Source organism: Saccharothrix sp. NRRL B-16314, assembly GCF_000716595.1.
In the GTDB taxonomy this organism is placed as follows: Bacteria; Actinomycetota; Actinomycetes; order Mycobacteriales; family Pseudonocardiaceae; genus Actinosynnema.
Map to the genome: position 1 here is coordinate 21,402 of NZ_JNXC01000006.1, position 16,699 is coordinate 38,100.

The window sequence follows — 16,699 nt, forward strand, 5'->3', positions numbered from 1 at the left end:
CGGTGTCGATTACCCGGTCGGCAGGTCGGTCGTGGTCGAGGTGGTGTCGGGCCAGTGGACCGTGACGGCTTCCCGGGTCAGCAGGACGGTCGGGGCGGTGCTCGGCCGGCCGCCCGCGTCGAGGCCGATCGCCACGGCCGTCCACCTGCCCGGCGTCACCTCCCCGGCAGCCCACGGGGTGGCGGTGTTCGGGCCGAACGGGCTCGCGTCGCGCTCGGTGTGGACGCCGATCCGGTCAAGGCCGGGGCCGGTGCACAGGACCGAGCGGAGCGCTCCCGCCCGCGCCTCGGCCCGACCCGGTCCGGTGGTCACCGTGGGGTCACCGGCCAACGGCCAGCCGCCGACGCGGAGCGCGGTCGCCTCCCGCAAGGCGTCCGGGGAGTCGGGCAGGGCGTCCACGCGGACGCACCTCACTTCCCACGGCCCACGCAGGACCGACACGGTGGTGACGAGGGCGACGTCCCGTGCCACGCCCTGACGTCCCGAGCCGTGGTCGCGTTGGCCCGGTTCCGGTTCGAGCCAGTGGACGCGGGCGACGGAGGCGCCGACGACGGCGTCGCCCACCTGCTCCACCGACAGCGTCCGCATGCCCGCGCGGTGGGTGGCGGCGCCCGCCGCGTCCAGCAGGACCACCGACTGGTCCAACGGCGACGTCCACGCCCGTTCCGACAGCAGCGGCGCGGTGGCGGTCGAGTACGCCAGGCGGGTGTACAAGGGCGAGTCGCCGACCTGCGCCCCGACGACGGCGTGGTCGGTGCCGTGGTTGACGACCCGGACCAGACCGTCGGCGCGGGTGGACGAGATCAGCCAACCGGGTCGGGGCGCGATCCACGTCGAATCCGCCCGTTCCACCGGCAAGGGCTCCTCGGCAGCCGTCCACGCGGGATGGTCGGCGGGGAGCGCCAGGCCGAGCATCCCCTTCGCGGCCCAGTACGGCGACGACGGTCCGGAGTACGCCTGCGCCAGCGTGCGCCACTCGTCGTACCAGCCGATGGTCAGCAAGCCGCGTTCGTCGGGCGCGCCGCGGTCGGCGAAGTGCCCCACCATCCCGGACGCCGCCCGACGCAACAGGCCCGGCGAGGTCGACGTGACACCGGCCATCGCACCCACCCACAGGGGTGCCGCCGCCGCGAACCGGTAGATCAGGCTCCGGCCCTGCACCAGCGGTGCGCCGTCACCGCCGATCAGGCGCACGTAGTCCACCAGGAAGCGGTCGAGCCGGGACACGTCGAGCGGAGTCCGGTCCCCGGCGAGGTCCGCGGCACCGCGCATCCGCGCCCACAGCACCGGGTACAGGTGCAGCGCCCAACCGCCGTAGTGGTCGAACGACCGCTCGTCGCCGTCCGCGAACCACCCGTCGCCCCGGTAGAACGAGTCGTGCGCCGCCAGGTCGGACGCGATGTCGTCGGTCCGCCACGGCCCGCCGACCGACCTCAGGAACGTCTCCACCACGATGCGGAACCACACCCAGTTGCACCGCGGGTAGGTGTCGTCGCCGACCACGGCCGACAGGTAGTCGACCACCCGGTCGCGCACGGAGTCCGTCAGCCGGTCCCACAGCCAAGGCCGCGTCAGGTCCAGGACCAACGCGATCGACGCCGCCTCGACCTTGGCCTGCGCGTGCTCCTCGGGGCGCGGCCAGCGCTCGGGCGACGCCGGGTCCGTGCCCGTGTCCAAGCCCTTCGCGTACCACTCGGCCAAGCCCAGCGGGTCGCGGCCGTCCTCGCCCGCGAGCCGGAAACCCGCGACCAGGAACGTGCGGGCGAACCCCTCCAGGCCGTCGACCGCCGTGCCGTAACCACCGGGCGGGCCGGGCGGCGTGATCCGGGCGTGGCCCGGTGAGGCGTACGGGCGGACGGCGAGCAGCATCCGGTCGGCCAGCGAGGCCCACCTGTCCCGATCCCAGCCGGTGATCGACTCCGCCGTCAACGCCTCAGGTCGGGTCACGCGGAGTCCTTTGCGGCCGGAACGACAGGGACAATGGACCGATCATCTGCGATCGTCATTTACCCCGTCAAGCCCTCAGAGCCGGTCAGGTTCGATCAAATGCGATCAGACCTGTCACTCCGGGCTCTCGGCCTTCCCGCCGCGGACCATGAACGCACCGACCACCGCCACCACGGACAGGATCGCCGCCATCAGGAACGCGGTGCGCAACCCGCCCACCTCGGCGACCACCGCCGACTCACCGGACGCGGCCAGCCCCGCCGCACGCGCGCTCATCACGCTCACCAGCAACGCCACCCCGGCCGCCGCGGCGAGTTGCTGGGTCGTGCTGAAGATGGCGCTGCCGTGGGCGTACAGCCGCGCCGGCAACGCGCCCAGACCGGCGGTGAACAGCGGCGTGAACGAGAACGCCAGCCCCACGCTCAGCACCAGGTGGAACACGAGCACCAGCGCGGTGGGCGTCGAGGCGTCGAACGTGGTCGCGAACCACAGCGGCGCGCTGGTGGCGATCGTGCCGACGACGAGCAGGATGCGCGGCCCGACCCGGTCGTAGAGCCGGCCGACGACCGGCGACAGCAGGCCCATCAGCAGACCGCCGGGCAGCAGCAGGAGGCCCGTGGCGAGCGGGTCGAGGCGGAGGACGTTCTGGGTGTAGAGCGGCAGGATCGTGACGGCGCCCAGGAGCAGCGCCATCAGGACCACCATCAGCGCGCTGGCCAGCGTGAACGTGCGGAACGCGAACGTGCGGAGGTCCAGCAGCGCGCGCTCGTGGCGCTGGAGCGAGACCTGCCGCAGCACGAACGCAGTGATGCCCAGCACGCCCACCGCGAGCGCCGACCACATACCGGTACCGGCGCCGGCGTGCCCGATGTTCGACAGGCCGTAGACCAACCCGCCGAAACCGAACACCGACAGCACCACCGACAGCACGTCGATCGGCGCGCTGCTCGCCTCGCCGATGCGGGTCACCCAGCGCAGGCCGAGCACCAGCGCGGCCACCGAGATCGGCAGCACCACCCAGAACATGGCCCGCCAGCCGAACTGGTTCAGCACCACGCCGGACACCGTCGGCCCGATGGCGGGCGCCACGGAGATGACGATCGAGATGTTGCCCATCACGGCGCCGCGGCGGGCCGCCGGCACCAGCGTCATCACGGTCGTCATCAGCAGCGGGAGCATGATCGCGGTGCCGGTCGCCTGGATGACGCGGGCCGTGAGCAGCACCTCGAAGCCCGGTGCCAGCGCCGCGAGCAGGGTGCCCGCGCTGAACAGGCTCATCGCCAGGCCGTACAGCACCCGCGTCGGCACCCGCTGGATCAGGTAGCCGGTGATCGGGATGACCACCGACATCGTCAGCAGGAAGCCCGCGGTGAGCCACTGGCCCACGGCCGCCGTCACCTGGAGGTCCACCAGCAGCACGGGGAGCGCGACGCCCATGATCGTCTCGTTCAGGATGACCACGAAAGTCGCCACGAGCAGCACGCCGATCACGGCGCGGTCGCTGTGGCTGAGCCCGGGTGCCGACGTCTCGACGTCGGACTCGGACACACGTGCGGCAGTCACGCAATACCCCCAGGGCGAACAAGTACGGAATTGGGCAACGGCGCCCTGATCGCCGTCAACACTACCTGCGGGGATCCGCGGGCCCGTACTCATTTCCGCTTCGGGCGCACCCGGGAACAGGCTGCCCGAGTGCGGGGTCAGACGTTGGCCAGCGCCCGGCGTCGGAAGACGGTCAGCGCGATGCCCAGGACGACGACCGCCATGCCGGCCAGGACGGCGATCTCCGGCAGCACCGCGCCCAGGTTCGCGCCCGGACGGGCCAGCGCGAGCAGGGCGTCCATCGCCCAGGAGTGCGGGAACAGGTAGCCGATGGTGGTCAGCGGCTCCCCCGCCACCTCGCGGGGCCACAGGCAGCCGCCGAGCATCCCCAGCACGATGCCGACCGGAGGCCCGATCGCGGGCGCCTGCTGCGGCGAGTTGACCAGGGCGCCGACCAGCATCGCGGCGCCGGTCGCGATCAGGCAGAACAGGGCGACGACGACGGAGACGCCCACCGGGTCGCCCCAGTCGACGTCGAACAGGAACATGCTCACGAAGATGATCAGCAGGGACTGGGCGGCGGCGACCAGGAAGCGGCTCAGCGCCTCGCCGAGCAGGATCTGGCCGTGCCGGACGGGCGTCGCCAGGGAACGGCGGACCATGCCGATGCGGCGGCTCTCCACCAACGCCGCGGCGACGGCCATCGAGTTGACGAACGTGAACAGCAGGAGGTTCGCGGGGGCGGTGTAGGCGAAGCCGGTGGGTGCGCCGTCGTCCTCACCGCCGGACGAGCGGACGGAGACCTCGGCGGACTCGCGCTGGGCTGCGCGGACGTACTCGGCGGCCTGCTCGGGGGTGGCGCCGGCGGTCACGGCGGCACGGGTGGCCTCCAGGACGGCGGCGACCTTGCCGACGGCGACGTCGATCTCGCTGCGGGCGGCCATGCCGCTGCCGCTGGTCTGGCTCATCACCAGCTCGAACTCGTAGTCGCCGGGGTGCATCACCAGGCCGGCGGCCAGCGTGCCCTGGCGGACACCTTCGCGGACCTCCTCCTCGGTCTCCGCGCGCTGCACGACCAGGGCCTGGTCGGACCCCAGCTCGGCCAGCACGGCGGCGGCCACGGGGTCGGACGAGTCGGCGACGACGGCCACCGGCAGCTGGGCGTCCGCCGAGCTGCCGCCGAGGGCGAGCCCGACGAACACGATCGTCACGAACGGCATGACGACCATGAAGAACATGCCGACGCGGTCGCGGAGCTGGCGGCGCAGGTTGGCGACGACCAGGGCGGTGAGCGGGCGGGGCCTCACGCGAACATCCCCTTCCGGAAGCGCAGGAGCGCCAGGGCACCCGCGACGAGGCCGATGCCGGTGACCACGGCCACCGGGACGAGCACGGCGGCCGGGCCGGCGCCGGTGCCGGCCAGCTCCGAGATCCCCGACGACACCCAGCCGTTCGGGGTGACGAACGAGACCTGCTGGAGCCAGTCGGGCAGGTTGTAGACGGGGACGAGGCTGCCGCCGAGGAACGCGAACACGAACGCCACGCCGAGGGTGAAGCCGTCGACCTGGGCATCGGTGCGGGCGCCGCTGGCGACCAGCATGATGATCGTGGTCGCGGCGAAGGCGTGCGCCACGATGAGCATCAGCACGCCGACCGGGTCGCCCCAGCTCGCGCCGAAGATCAGCACCGAGGACAGCCAGGTGGCGCACATGCTGATCAGGGCCAGCAGGAACCCGACCGCGGCCTTGCCCACTGGCGGCGTCCAGCCGGGGATGGGCGCGGCGCGCATCCGGTCGAGGGTGCCGTTCTGGCGCTCGGTGAGCAGGCTGCGGGCCGAGCCGCCCACCACGAAGAACGCGAACAGCACGGCCATGCCCGCGCCGTAGTGGACGGCCAGGTCGACCTTGCCGCCCGCGATCGGGTCGCCGACCAGCGTCGGTGTCGGCCCGGCCGCGCCGTTCGCCTCGACGAACTCCTTCACCCGGCTGCTGGGCACGCCGGCGGCCACGGCGGCGCGCACGGCCAGCGTCCGCGCCTCGACCAGCGCGGAGATCCGGTCGACCATGCCGCGCGCGACGACACCGGCGAGCGGCGACTCGGCCGACTCCAGCACGGCCACCTCGCCGCCCTCGCCCGCGCCGACGCCCTGGCTGAACCCGGCCGGGAACACGATCGCCGCGCCGGCCGCGCCGGAGTCGACCGCCGTCCGGGCCGCGGCCTCGTCGGCGTACTCCTCGAAGGTGAGCACGTCGCGGAGCTCTTCGGTGGCCAGCGCCTCGCGCTGCACGCTGGCCGGGAACTCGCCGCCGTCGAGGTCGACGATGGCGATGGTGGCGCGCAGCGGCGGGTCGTCGTCGCCGCCGAGGGCCAGCCCGAAGAGGGTGGCCAGCAGGATCGGCGCGACGAGCGCGATCAGCGGCGCCGTGCCGTCACGCAGTCGCGACCACAGCTCGTGGCGGGCGACCACCAGCAGCGGTCGCACGGTGTTCTTCGCCAAGGTCTCGCCAATCCCTCGCTCGGTCTCGCGTCAGTCGCGCAGGGTGCTGCCGGTCAGGTGCAGGAAGGCGGCTTCCAGGTCGGGCTCGACCACCTCGACGCCGGTCACCGCGGCGGCCGTGTCGGCGACGGCGGCGAGCAGCGCGGGCAGCAGGTGCCTGCCGCCGGTGACGAGCAGCCGGATCGACGAGGTGCCGGTGACCACCGCCTCGGAGACGCCGTCGACGGTCCGCAGCTTCTCGGCCGCGGCCGACACGTCGCCGTCGAGGACCAGCTCGACGCGGTCGGTGCCGCCCAGCTCCGCCACGAGCTCCCGCTTGGTGCCGTCGGCCACGACCCGGCCCCGGTCGATGATCCCGACCCGGGTGCAGACCCGCTCGACCTCCTCCATGTAGTGCGAGGTGTAGAGCAGGCTCATGCCCTCGGCGACCAGCTGCTCGACCTGGTCGAGGATCGCCACGCGGCTCTGCGGGTCGACGCCGACCGTCGGCTCGTCGAGGATCAGCAGCGTGGGCCGGTGCAGCAGCGCGACCGCGATGTTGGTGCGCCGCTTCATGCCGCCGGAGTAGTTGGCCACCTTGTCGTCACCGCGGTCGGACAGCCCGACCGTCGCCAGCACCTCGCCGATGCGCCCGGACAGCTCGCGCCTCGGGATGCCGTAGAGCCTGCCGAAGTAGCGCAGGTTCTCCCGGGCGGTCAGCTCCGGGTAGAGCGCGATCTCCTGCGGCACGAACCCGATCAGCCGCTTGGCGGCCACCGGGTCCTCGGCGACGTCGATCCCGCCGACGCGCACCGAGCCGGCGTCCGCCCGGAGCAGGCCGACGAGCATGGAGATGGTGGTGGTCTTGCCCGCACCGTTGGGGCCGAGGAGTCCGTACGCCTCGCCCTCGTCGATGTGGAAGCCGACCTGGTCGACCACCGTCTTGTCGCCGTACCGCTTGACCAAGCCCTCGCACACCAGCGCAGGGGTCATGTCGTCCTCTCGGGTCCGCATCCCTCGATCGCCTCCGGCTGGGAGGTTCCGACCACGTTGTTCCGGAAGCGCTGGTTGGCCAGGTCCGTGCCGATCTGCACGTCGAACGGGCTGTTGCCGGTGATGGTGTTCCACTCGAAGGAGTTGTCCACCGAGTCCGAGCCGCCCCAGTCCGCCGACGTGCCCAGCACCAGCGCCGCGCCCATCACCGACGGGCCGCCGGGCTTGTTGCCGTGCAGGCGGTTGCCGACGACCGCGACCCGCTGCACGCCGACCGCGGCGATGCCGACGCCGGAGATCGGCGGGCCGGCGGAACCGAGGGCCTCCGGGTCCTCGCCGCCGCTGGCCAGGCAGTTGTCGGTGATGTCGTTGTCGACGATCAGCACGTCGGTGACGCCACCGGGCAGCTCGCCCTCGTAGGTCTGGTGCAGCAGCAGGATGCCGGCGGCGTTGCCGTGGCAGCGGTTGCGCGCGACGCGGGCGTGGCTGGAGTTGTCCACGAACACGCCGAACGCGCTGGCGGTGGTCTCGCTGTCGGCGATCAGCGCGTCCGCGGTGGAGCAGAACGCCAGCGCGATGCCCGCGTACTGGCTCGCCTCCGCGCGGCAGCGCACGATCTCGATGCCCGACGACTCGCGCATGTACAAGCCCCACACGCGGTTCGCGTCGGACTCGACGTCGACGAGCCGGATGCCGGTGGCGGTGTGGGCGTAGACGCCGGCGCCGGTGAACCCGCGCACGGTCAGGCCTTCGATCGTCACGCCGTCGACCTCGTGGACGACGATGCCGTTGACCACGCCCTCGGGCGCGTCGTGCAGCGGCGGGACGGAGGTGGGCGCGACGTCACCGGGGACGATGACCGTCCTGCCCCGGCCCGCCCCGATGATGGTGGTGCCGGGCTGGGTGACGGTCAGGCTGCCGGCGTGGACGCCCTCCGCGAGGCGCACCACCGCTCCCGGTCCGCACGTGTCCAGCGCGCTCTGGATCGACTCGCCGGGCTGGATGTGCACTTCGGCGGGTGCCTCGGTCACGGGCATCGCAGCGCTCCTTCCGAAATCGTGGTCAGTATGGCAAGGGCGACGATCAGGTCCCCGCTCCAGCCCCAGCGGGCCAGGCCCACCAGGGCCGTTCCCGCGCGTGGCTCGGCGGACGGCGGTGTCGCGGTGAAGCGGGCCAGCGCGGCCCGCCCGCTGGCGCCGCCGACGGCGTAGGTGCAGCACTCGGTCAGGGCGACCCGGGTGGACGCCTCGACCTCGGGCACGGCGGCGGCCAGCAGCCCGTCGGCCCACTCCCGGCCGGTGAACGGCGCGTCGCCGATCGCCTCGAAGTCGTGCCAGGAGAAGCCCGGCGGTCGCCCACCGACCGCTTTGACCAGGCACTCCTTCACCGCGACGGTGGCCGCGGTCGCCAGTCCGGGATCGGTGTGCAGGTTCAGCTCGGCGGGTGACGTGACGTGCTGCGCGTAGGCGGGGCCGCTGTAGGACATGGCACGGGTGACCCGGGCGACGTCCACGACGTCGACCCCGAACAGCACAGGCGGCGCGGTCACCCGATGGCCCGGTCCAGGAACCGCAGCAGCTCGGCGGTGTAGGTCTCGCCGCGTTCGATCATCGGGATGTGCCCGCAGTCCGCGACGGTGACGAGTTCGGTGCCCGCGTGCCGTGGCACGAGTTCCTGCCAGGGCTCGACCGGCGTCATGCGGTCGTGCTCGCCCCAGATGTACAGGGACGGGCAGGTGACCTTGTCCATGGCCGGGTCCACCTGGTACGTGCGGGTGGCGCGGATGCTGCGCGCCATCGCGACCATCGAGGAACCCTGGCGCAGCAGCTCCGCCGTCGACTCGATCTGCGCCTCGGTGAACAGCGGCTCGCCGTGGAACAGCGCCGCCAGCATCCGGTCGCGGAACTGCTCCCCCGCGAGCTGCACGCTGCCACGGCGGTCCATGTTCAGGCCGACGTCGGGGTCGTCGCCGAGGCCGGGGGCGCCGCTGACCGCGATGGCCTTGACCCGGTCCGGGAAGCGGCCGGCGAGGTCGATGGCGACGAGTCCGCCCAGGGAGTTCGCGCACACCACGATCTCCTGCGCGCCGGCGGCGTCGCACGCCTCGATGAGGGCGTCACCGAGGCGTTCGATCGAACCCGCGACCCTGGCGTCGACCGCGCAGATCGGCTCCTCGGTGCGCAGCACCGGCCACCCCGCCTCGGCGAGGGCGGCGAACGGGTGGTCCCAGATCCAGCCGCCGGCGAACAGCGCGGACATGAAGGCGACCATCGGGCGGCCGTCCGCGGCAGGCCGGTGGTCGGCGGTGAAGACCGTCATCGGGTGGCTCCTGGCATCAGAAGAGGGGTTCGGGGGTCGGTGTGGTTCCGCACTCGCAGGTGTTGCCCGCGCCCGCGTTGACGACCGCACCGCAGACGGGGCAACGCAGGAAGAAGCTCTCCCGCTCCAATGACCACACGCTCGTGTACGCGCCGGTGCACAGGCCGCTGCTGAAGAACCGGCGCATGGCCCGCTGGTGCGGCCGGCCGTGCACCGCGCGCACCGACTCGGGGCGGTCGAAGGCCGTGACGGTGTACTTGCGGGTGCCGAGCTCGAACGTGGCCGCGCCGAGGAAACCCTTGGACGCGCGCAGCGACTTGACCACCTCGGTGCTGAGCAGGTCCACGTCGGGGCTCTCGACGTCGTCGCGGACGTCCAGGTAGGTGAACGTGATCACGCCGGGGTAGGCGGGTTTGCCGGTGCCGGTCCGGGTGCAGACGCCGTAGTCCTGCACCTCGTCGTTCGCGGGCAGGAACCGGGCGGTGTAGCCCAGGGACTGCGCCAGCGCGAGGCGGTCGAAGTACCGCCGCACGTGCACCGCGCCGTCCACGGTGGTGAGCACGTCGGTCCCGACCGCGACGGCCGTGTCACCGGTGCCGGGCATGCCCAGGTAGGCGCCGCGGTGCGTGGCGGTGAGGGTCCAGGTGACCACCACCGTGTCGCCCGCGTCTGCCGGTGCGGCGAAGTCCAGCTCCAGGTCGTGGAACCGCTCCAGCACCGCCGTCACGTGCCCGGCCAGCGCGTCGCCGCCGACCGGCTCCGGGGTGTCCGGGTCGGCGAAGACGGCGACGGCGTCGGCGATCGCGGCGGTGTCGCCCGCGCGCCAGGCCGCGGTCCAGCGCCCGGCGGTCTCGATCAGGTCCATCCGCTCACCGCTTCCAGGTCGTGGTCCTCGGGCAGCCAGGCCGACACCAGCGCCACCGCGAAAGCGAGGTCCGCGGTGTGGCTGACCGACACCCGGATGCGGGTGTCGGGGGCCTCGTGCACGCTTAGATCACCCGACAGGCGCACGCCGGGCGGGTGTCCGTGCAGGCAGGCCGCGGTGCGGCTGCAAAGGGGGGTCGGTCGGGGCAGGATCTCCACCGCGCCGAGGGTTTCGGCGGTCTCGGGCACGTCCAGCAGGCGCAGCACCGCGTACTTGGCCGCGAGCCTGCCCGCCCAGTGCTGGAGGGTCCGGCCCGCTCCGGAGCGCAGCCGCTCGGCCCGGGTGAACACGGTCTCCAGCGGCATGGGCTCGACGAGCTGCCACGGAGCGGTCAGGTCCCGGAACGCCACCGCGGCGCTGCCCCACTGGCTCATGCCGCCGGCTCCGGGCGGAGCCTGCGCACGGCGGTCGGGTCGGCCATGCTGAGGCACTTCACGCCCACCGCGCGGAACAGGCCGGCGAGCACCTTGCTGTCACCGACCTCGATCAGGGTGTCGGCGCCGGACAGCGCGTGCATCGTCTCGGTCCAGCGCACCCGCGCGGTGAGCTGGACGATCAGCGCGTCCACGATGGTCGGCAGGTCGGTGGTGGCCTCGGCGGTGGCGTTGGGCACGACGGGGATGCGGGGCGGGCTCAGCGGTGCGGCCCGCACGGCCTCGGCCCAGCCGTCCAGCGCGCCCGCCATCAGCGGCGAGTGGAACGCGTTGCTGACCTTGAGCGCCACCACCTTGCGGGCGCCCGCCTCCGTCGCCAGCTTGGCCAGCCGTTCGACGGCGGTCGACGCGCCGGAGACCACCGTGTGGTCCGGCGCGTTCTCCAGACCGACCACCAGCGGCTCGTCCGGCCCGGCGACCTCGGCGACCAGGTTCTCGACCTCGTGCGGCGTCATGCCCATGACCGCGGTCATGGCGCCGGTGTCGGGCAGTGCCGCCATCAGCCGGGCGCGGGTCGCGACGAGGCTGATCGCGGTGTCGACGTCCAGGACGCCCGCCGCGCACAGCGCGCTGATCTCGCCGACGCTGTGCCCCGCCACGACGTCGGGCTCGTGGCCCTTCGCCCGCAGCACGGCCAGCGCGGCGAGGTTGCACACCGTGACGGCGGGCTGGGCGTGCGCGGTGTCGATCAGCCGCTCCAGCGGGCCGCGGGCGCACAGCTCGGAAACCGGTTCGGGCAGCAGCGCGTCGGCGCGCTCGACCACCGCCGCGCCCGCCTGGTCGCGGCGCAGCCAGCCGCCCATACCGACCCGGACGGTGCCCTGGCCGGGGAACACGAAGCCGATCACCTGCGTACCTCCCGAAACGCTCGCCGTCGTGCGTGGACGGTGTGCCGATGGGTCTAGAGCCGCCGCCTGCGGGTCGGCACGGCCGCCGCCTTCTCGGTGCCGAGGAAGCCGAGCAGCAGCTTGGTGACCTGCTCCGGCTGGTCCAGCGGGATCCAGTGGCTGGCGTCCTCGACGCGCTCGTACCGCCAGGAGCCCTTGACGAACTTCGCCGAGCCGGTCATGCCCTCCTCCAGCAGCGCCTTGTCACCGGAGGACCAGATGCCGAGGGTGGGCGCCAGCACGGGCGGGAAGTTGCCCTCCACCCGCAGCTCCGACTCGGGCGAGCGGTTGGCGCGGTAGTAGTTCAGGGCCGCCGTCAGCGCGCCGGGCTTGGCCAGCTCGCGCGGGTAGCGCTGGTGGTCGCCCTCGCCGCCCATGATCTCCTTGAACAGCCGCCACCCGTTGCGCCGCAACAACTGCTCGCTGACGCCGGGGAACTGGTAGAAGAGCATGTACCAGCTGGCGGCCCGCTGCTCGATCGACGGAGTGCTGAACACACCGGGGTGCCCGACGGACAGCACCGCGAGGTGGTCGACCCGGCGCGGCATCAGGAACGCGTACATCCAGGCGATCGCGGCGCCCCAGTCGTGGCCGACGATGTGCGCCTTGCTGATGCCCAGGTGCTGGGTCAGGGCGACCACGTCGTTGACGATCGTGCGCATGTCGTACGCCTCGACCTCCTGCGGCTTGCCGGAGCCGCCGAAGCCGCGCAGGTCGGGCGCGATCACCCGGAAGCCCGCCTCGACCAGGGGGTCGATCTGGTGGCGCCACAGGTAGTGCGAGTCGGGGAACCCGTGCAGCAGCACCACCGGGTCGCCCTCGCCCTTGTCGACGTAGGCGATGTCGACCCCGTTGACGTGCGCCGAGTCGGTGAGCAGAGTGTCCTTCGTGGTCATACCGTCTCCCTGAACAGCCTCTCGGCGAAGAACTCGCTGAAACCGAAGTCCGGAACGTCCTCCGGGGGGACCATGTTGAGCAGGCCCGTCACCGAGGCGGCGAAGTTGTCGGCCATCAGGGCGCGGACCCGGCGACGTCGCGCGGCGGCCTCGGGGCCGAACTCGCAGTGCAGCTTGGCGATGATGTCCGCGCCGAAGTGCAGGCGCTCCATCCGGAACTTGCGCTCGGCCAGGTAGGCGTCGAACGCGCCGGGCGACCAGTCGTCGCCGCCGGTCAGCACCTCGCACACGGCGCGGGTGTCGCGCAGGCTGCACGACAGGCCGGTCCCGAGCACGGTGTCCGCGTTGCCCGCCTCGTCACCTACGAGCACCACGCCGTCCATCACGATCGGCTGCTCGGGGAACATCGCCACCGAGGGCCACAGCTTCAACGGCCCGAGCGGTTCCGCCGCGGCGTAGACGGCCTTGCCCCGGTCGGGCAGGCAGGCCAGCTCGAAGTCGGCGATGAACCGGCTCATGCCCTCGGCGCCGCGGTAGCGCTCCCGGTTGGCGGTCGGGAAGTTGATGTAAAGCCGGGCCACGCCGTCGCCCTGCGGGAACACCATGAACATCTTGTCGTCTTCGGTGCCCATGGCCTGCACGTCCATCGGCCAGTCGTCGAGGCCGCTGACCCGCAGGCCGCCGCCCCAGTGGTGCACCGAGGTGGCCATGGAGACGCCGACCTGGCGGCCGACCGTGCAGCCGCGACCCGTCGCGCCGATGACCATGCGCGGCCGGATCAGGTGATCCTCGCCCTGGTGCGTGTAGCGCACTTCGGGGTGCAGGCCGGCGGTCACGGTGGCGCGCTGCGCGCCCATCACGACCGTCGCGCCGCTCTCCTCGGCCTGCTCGGCCATCAGCTCGCAGACGGTGTGGTGCGGGAACGACATCGGGCCGCCGACACCGGGCACGAACCGCGTCATGTCGACGGTCTCGGCCTCCGCGGGCGCCACGGTCTCGTCCCACTGGGTCCACTCGCGGATCTCCCAGGCGCCGCCGACGCCGAACGCGTCCTCGACGCCGAGGATCTGCGCCTCGCGCAGGCCCCACGGCGCGATCCACTCGCCGCGGACGATGTCCTGGTAGGTTTCCTGCTTCTCCAGCAGCACCACCGAGAGCCCGTTCGCGGCGAGGTTGGCCGCGCCCGACGCCCCGGCGATGCCGCCGCCCACGACGACGACGTCGACACCGGTGTGCTCGACACTCATGCCTGCCACCTCTCCCAAGACGTGCGTTCCTTGGCCGGATGCCGCCGGGCCGGACGGAAATCGGTGCCGACGGTGTAGGCCACCGGGACCAGGCAGATCTGCGTCACCCCGGCCGGGATGCCGAGCAGCTCGCCGACGTGCCGCTCGAACGGCAGGTGCATGCAGCTGATCGTGCTGCCGAGGCCCCGGCTGCGGAGGGCCAGCTGGAAGGACCAGATGGCCGGGAAGATCGAGCCGTAGAAGTTGCTGGCCCGCATCGCCCCGATGCGCACGCCCTCCTGCCAGGTGCCCAGGTTGCGGGTGCCGGTCTGGCCCAGCCACTCCGCGTCGATCGCGCCGATGTCCGGCGGCCTGCCCAGCACGCACGGGATGACGAGCACCGGCACCTTCGCGATGGTCTCCGCCAGGGCGGCGGCGGACTCGTTGTTGCGCCGCGCCTGCTCGCTGTTGCGCCTGCGCCCCGACCGGGTCCACACCTCCTTCTGGTGGAACTGCCAGGAGATGTCGAACAGCTCGGCCAGCTCGTCCTTGACCGCCTGCTCGGTGATCACCACGAAGCGCCAGTTCTGCTGGTCGTTCGCGGTGGGCGCCTGCACGGCGACCTCCAACGCCTCTTCGATCACCTCGCGGGGCACCGGGCGGTCGAGGTCGAGCCTGCGCCGCACCGACCGGGTGGTGGTGAGCAGCCGGTCGGTCTCCAGCACGTCGAACGGTGTGGTCATACCGCACCCAGCAGCGTGCCGCCGCGCACCGAGCCGGGCGCGGCGCTGAGCACGAGCGCCTTGGCGACCGGTCCGGCCATCTCGGGCTTGGTCACGTAGGACTCCGCCCCGCCGGCGTGCGGCCGGGACGGCGCCGGGATCGCCGGCGCGATGCCGTCGCGGACGGCCAGCGCGGCGAGCGCCAGGTTCAGCGCGCCGGTGGCGGACGCCGCGTCGCCGGTCAGGCCGGTGGTCGCGGTGAGCAGCGCGGACGGGACCGCGTCCAGCACGGCGACGGCTTCCGCCGCGTCACCCGGACCACCGGTGGCCGCGCCGACCACGAGGTCCACGCCGTCGGTGGCCAACGCGGCGAGGCTGCGGGCCACCAGGGACCGCTCGTCGTCGGTGCCCGACCCGGCGTGGGCGCTGCCGAGCACCCGGGCGTAGGGGGTCGCCCCACGGGCGGCGGCGTGCGCTGCGGACTCCACGACCAGTGCGACGGCCGCGGAGGCGGGGGACGCCTCGGCCGAGTCGCTGTCGTACGGGGAGACCTGCGTGCCGTCGCCGGGTCGGGAGGCTTCGTCGGCGGCGACCACCAGCACCACGTCCGCCTTGCCGGAGCGGATGGTCTCGACCGCGCAGTCGAGCGCGATGGACGCCGACGCGCCGCCGTTGCAGATGGTGGTGGTAGGTCCGCGCAGGCCGAGGGTCTGGCAGACCGCGCCGCCGGTGGCGTTGAGCACCACGTTCGAGAAGCTGAGCACGGCGGGCTTGTTCGGGTTCGCCAGCACGCTCTCGTCGAAGCCGTCGGTGCTCTCCACCGAGCCGGCGGCGGTGGCGAAGATGACGCCCACGTTGTCCTGCGCGGCGCGGGGCAGCTTCAGCCCGGCGTCCTCCCAGGCCAGCCGCGAGGCGGCGATGGCCATCCGGGACAGGTTGTTCATGTGCCGCCACAGCGAGCGCGGCGCGAACGTGCGGCCTTCCAGGGACGGCTCCGCGCCGACCGCCGTGCGGCCGTTGGCGACCGCCTCGGCGACCTCGGCGATGCCGGTGCCGAGCCCGGTGACCGGACCGAGGCCGCTGATGACGACCTCCGTGCGGGGCAACTCCTCGTACTCGCGCGGGCCGCCGGGGCGGCGCAGCACGAGCGAGGCGTTGTTGCCGCCGAAGGCGTAGTTGTTGGACACCACCACGTCCATGTCCAGCGGACGCGCGACGTTCGGCACGAAGTCCAAGGTGGACTCGGCGATCGCCTCCTCGGAGAACCCGATGGTCGGCGGCGCGGTCGCGGTGCGCAGGGCCAGCACGCTGGCCACCGCCTCGACCGCGCCCGCCGCACCCAGCGTGTGCCCGATGAAGCTCTTGATGCTGCTGGTCGGCACGCTCGGGGCACGCTCGCCGAACACGGCGCGCATGACCTTCTTCTCCATGGCGTCGTTGGCGGGCGTGCCGGTGCCGTGCCCGTTGACGTAGTCCACGGCGTCGGTGTCGAGCCCGGCGTCGGCCAGGGCGCGGCGCATCGCGCTGACCCCGCCGCGGCCCGTCGGGTCGGGCGCGGTGGCGTGGTAGGCGTCCGCGGACAACCCGTACCCGGCCACTTCGGCCAACGGCGTCGCGCCGCGCGCCAGCGCCCGGTCCAGCGCCTCGACCACGACGAACGCCGCGCCCTCACCGAGGTTCAGGCCGTCGGAGCGGCTGTAGGGGCCGCACTGGCGGGAGCTGAGCGCCTGGAGGCCCGCGAATCCGGCGTAGGTGCCGAAGAGCAGCGGGTCGACGCCGCCGGCGAGGACGACGTCGGCCTCGCCGGTCAGGATCTTGTCCTTGGCCAGGCCGACGGCGTTGCCGCCGGCCGCGCACGCGGTGGACACGAGGATGCGCGGGCCGAGCATCCCGAGCCGTGCGGCCACCACGTCGCCCGTGGCGTGCATGGGCTGGTAGCCGCCGTCGACCGTCGGGGTGGCCTGGCACTTGCCCAGGACCAGGCCGAAGCGATCACCGGGCACGTCGTCGCCGAGGCCGGCCTGCGCCACCGCCTGCCTGGCCGCGACCAGCGCGAGCCGTGCGGTGCGGTCGAGCCCGGTGTCCTCGGCGGGCAGCTGCCCGTCGATCCACTCCTCGGGCACCTGACCCGCGAACCGGGCCTCGAACGCGGCGAACCGCTCGTCGGCGACGGCGGTGATGCCACCGTCGCCCGCCGTGAGCCGCGCCCAGAACTCCTCCGGGTCACGGCCGACCGCGCAGATCACCCCGACGCCGGTGATGACCACTGGGCGCAGCGCCATGCTTTGCTCCTCCTCGCACAACTGGCCTTGGTCGAACGGAAAACAGACCC

15 protein-coding genes are annotated in these 16,699 nt (G+C 72.9%); all 15 read right to left on the minus strand.

Annotation, left to right across the window (positions count from 1 at the left end; genetic code table 11):
• Nucleotides 1-9 precede the first annotated feature (9 nt).
• Nucleotides 10-1,947, minus strand: coding sequence for a DUF2264 domain-containing protein (locus OQ02_RS12490; RefSeq protein ID WP_081915566.1), 1,938 nt, complete (start codon nt 1,945-1,947; stop codon nt 10-12).
• A gap of 114 nt (nt 1,948-2,061) precedes the next feature.
• Nucleotides 2,062-3,510 carry a DHA2 family efflux MFS transporter permease subunit gene (locus OQ02_RS12495; protein ID WP_051772213.1) on the minus strand — a complete coding sequence of 483 codons (1,449 nt, stop codon included), beginning with the start codon at nt 3,508-3,510 and terminating at the stop codon, nt 2,062-2,064.
• A 137-nt stretch (nt 3,511-3,647) separates the two neighbouring features.
• Entirely contained in the window at nt 3,648-4,796 is a 1,149-nt protein-coding gene (locus OQ02_RS12500; RefSeq protein WP_033438556.1) for an ABC transporter permease, read from the minus strand.
• Nucleotides 4,793-5,986 carry an ABC transporter permease gene (locus OQ02_RS12505; RefSeq protein ID WP_033438557.1) on the minus strand — a complete coding sequence of 398 codons (1,194 nt, stop codon included), beginning with the start codon at nt 5,984-5,986 and terminating at the stop codon, nt 4,793-4,795. Before OQ02_RS12505 ends, OQ02_RS12500 begins: the two co-directional genes overlap by 4 nt.
• Nucleotides 5,987-6,016: 30 nt before the next feature.
• A complete protein-coding gene (locus OQ02_RS12510) occupies nt 6,017-6,958 on the minus strand; it encodes an ABC transporter ATP-binding protein (protein ID WP_033438558.1) in 942 nt (313 codons plus the stop codon).
• Nucleotides 6,955-7,995, minus strand: coding sequence for a right-handed parallel beta-helix repeat-containing protein (locus OQ02_RS12515; RefSeq protein WP_033438559.1), 1,041 nt, complete (start codon nt 7,993-7,995; stop codon nt 6,955-6,957). The genes OQ02_RS12510 and OQ02_RS12515 overlap by 4 nt, the downstream gene beginning before the upstream one ends.
• Nucleotides 7,986-8,507, minus strand: coding sequence for a 4'-phosphopantetheinyl transferase superfamily protein (locus OQ02_RS12520; protein WP_033438560.1), 522 nt, complete (start codon nt 8,505-8,507; stop codon nt 7,986-7,988). The genes OQ02_RS12515 and OQ02_RS12520 overlap by 10 nt, the downstream gene beginning before the upstream one ends.
• Nucleotides 8,504-9,277, minus strand: coding sequence for an alpha/beta fold hydrolase (locus OQ02_RS12525; RefSeq protein WP_033438561.1), 774 nt, complete (start codon nt 9,275-9,277; stop codon nt 8,504-8,506). Before OQ02_RS12525 ends, OQ02_RS12520 begins: the two co-directional genes overlap by 4 nt.
• A 16-nt stretch (nt 9,278-9,293) precedes the next feature.
• Nucleotides 9,294-10,142 carry an ester cyclase gene (locus OQ02_RS12530; protein ID WP_033438562.1) on the minus strand — a complete coding sequence of 283 codons (849 nt, stop codon included), beginning with the start codon at nt 10,140-10,142 and terminating at the stop codon, nt 9,294-9,296.
• Nucleotides 10,133-10,576, minus strand: coding sequence for a 4'-phosphopantetheinyl transferase (locus OQ02_RS12535; protein ID WP_033438563.1), 444 nt, complete (start codon nt 10,574-10,576; stop codon nt 10,133-10,135). Before OQ02_RS12535 ends, OQ02_RS12530 begins: the two co-directional genes overlap by 10 nt.
• The gene (locus tag OQ02_RS12540; protein WP_033438564.1) at nt 10,573-11,484 is read right to left on the minus strand and encodes an ACP S-malonyltransferase; all 912 of its coding nucleotides are present in this window, start codon (nt 11,482-11,484) and stop codon (nt 10,573-10,575) included. Before OQ02_RS12540 ends, OQ02_RS12535 begins: the two co-directional genes overlap by 4 nt.
• A 53-nt stretch (nt 11,485-11,537) precedes the next feature.
• The gene (locus OQ02_RS12545) at nt 11,538-12,419 is read right to left on the minus strand and encodes an alpha/beta fold hydrolase (protein ID WP_033438565.1); all 882 of its coding nucleotides are present in this window, start codon (nt 12,417-12,419) and stop codon (nt 11,538-11,540) included.
• Nucleotides 12,416-13,666 carry an FAD-dependent oxidoreductase gene (locus OQ02_RS12550; protein ID WP_033438566.1) on the minus strand — a complete coding sequence of 417 codons (1,251 nt, stop codon included), beginning with the start codon at nt 13,664-13,666 and terminating at the stop codon, nt 12,416-12,418. Before OQ02_RS12550 ends, OQ02_RS12545 begins: the two co-directional genes overlap by 4 nt.
• Nucleotides 13,663-14,388, minus strand: a complete 726-nt coding sequence (locus OQ02_RS12555) for a nitroreductase family protein (RefSeq protein WP_033438567.1) — start codon at nt 14,386-14,388, stop codon at nt 13,663-13,665. The genes OQ02_RS12550 and OQ02_RS12555 overlap by 4 nt, the downstream gene beginning before the upstream one ends.
• Nucleotides 14,385-16,649, minus strand: a complete 2,265-nt coding sequence (locus OQ02_RS12560; protein ID WP_033438568.1) for a beta-ketoacyl-[acyl-carrier-protein] synthase family protein — start codon at nt 16,647-16,649, stop codon at nt 14,385-14,387. The genes OQ02_RS12555 and OQ02_RS12560 overlap by 4 nt, the downstream gene beginning before the upstream one ends.
• Nucleotides 16,650-16,699 lie beyond the last annotated feature (50 nt).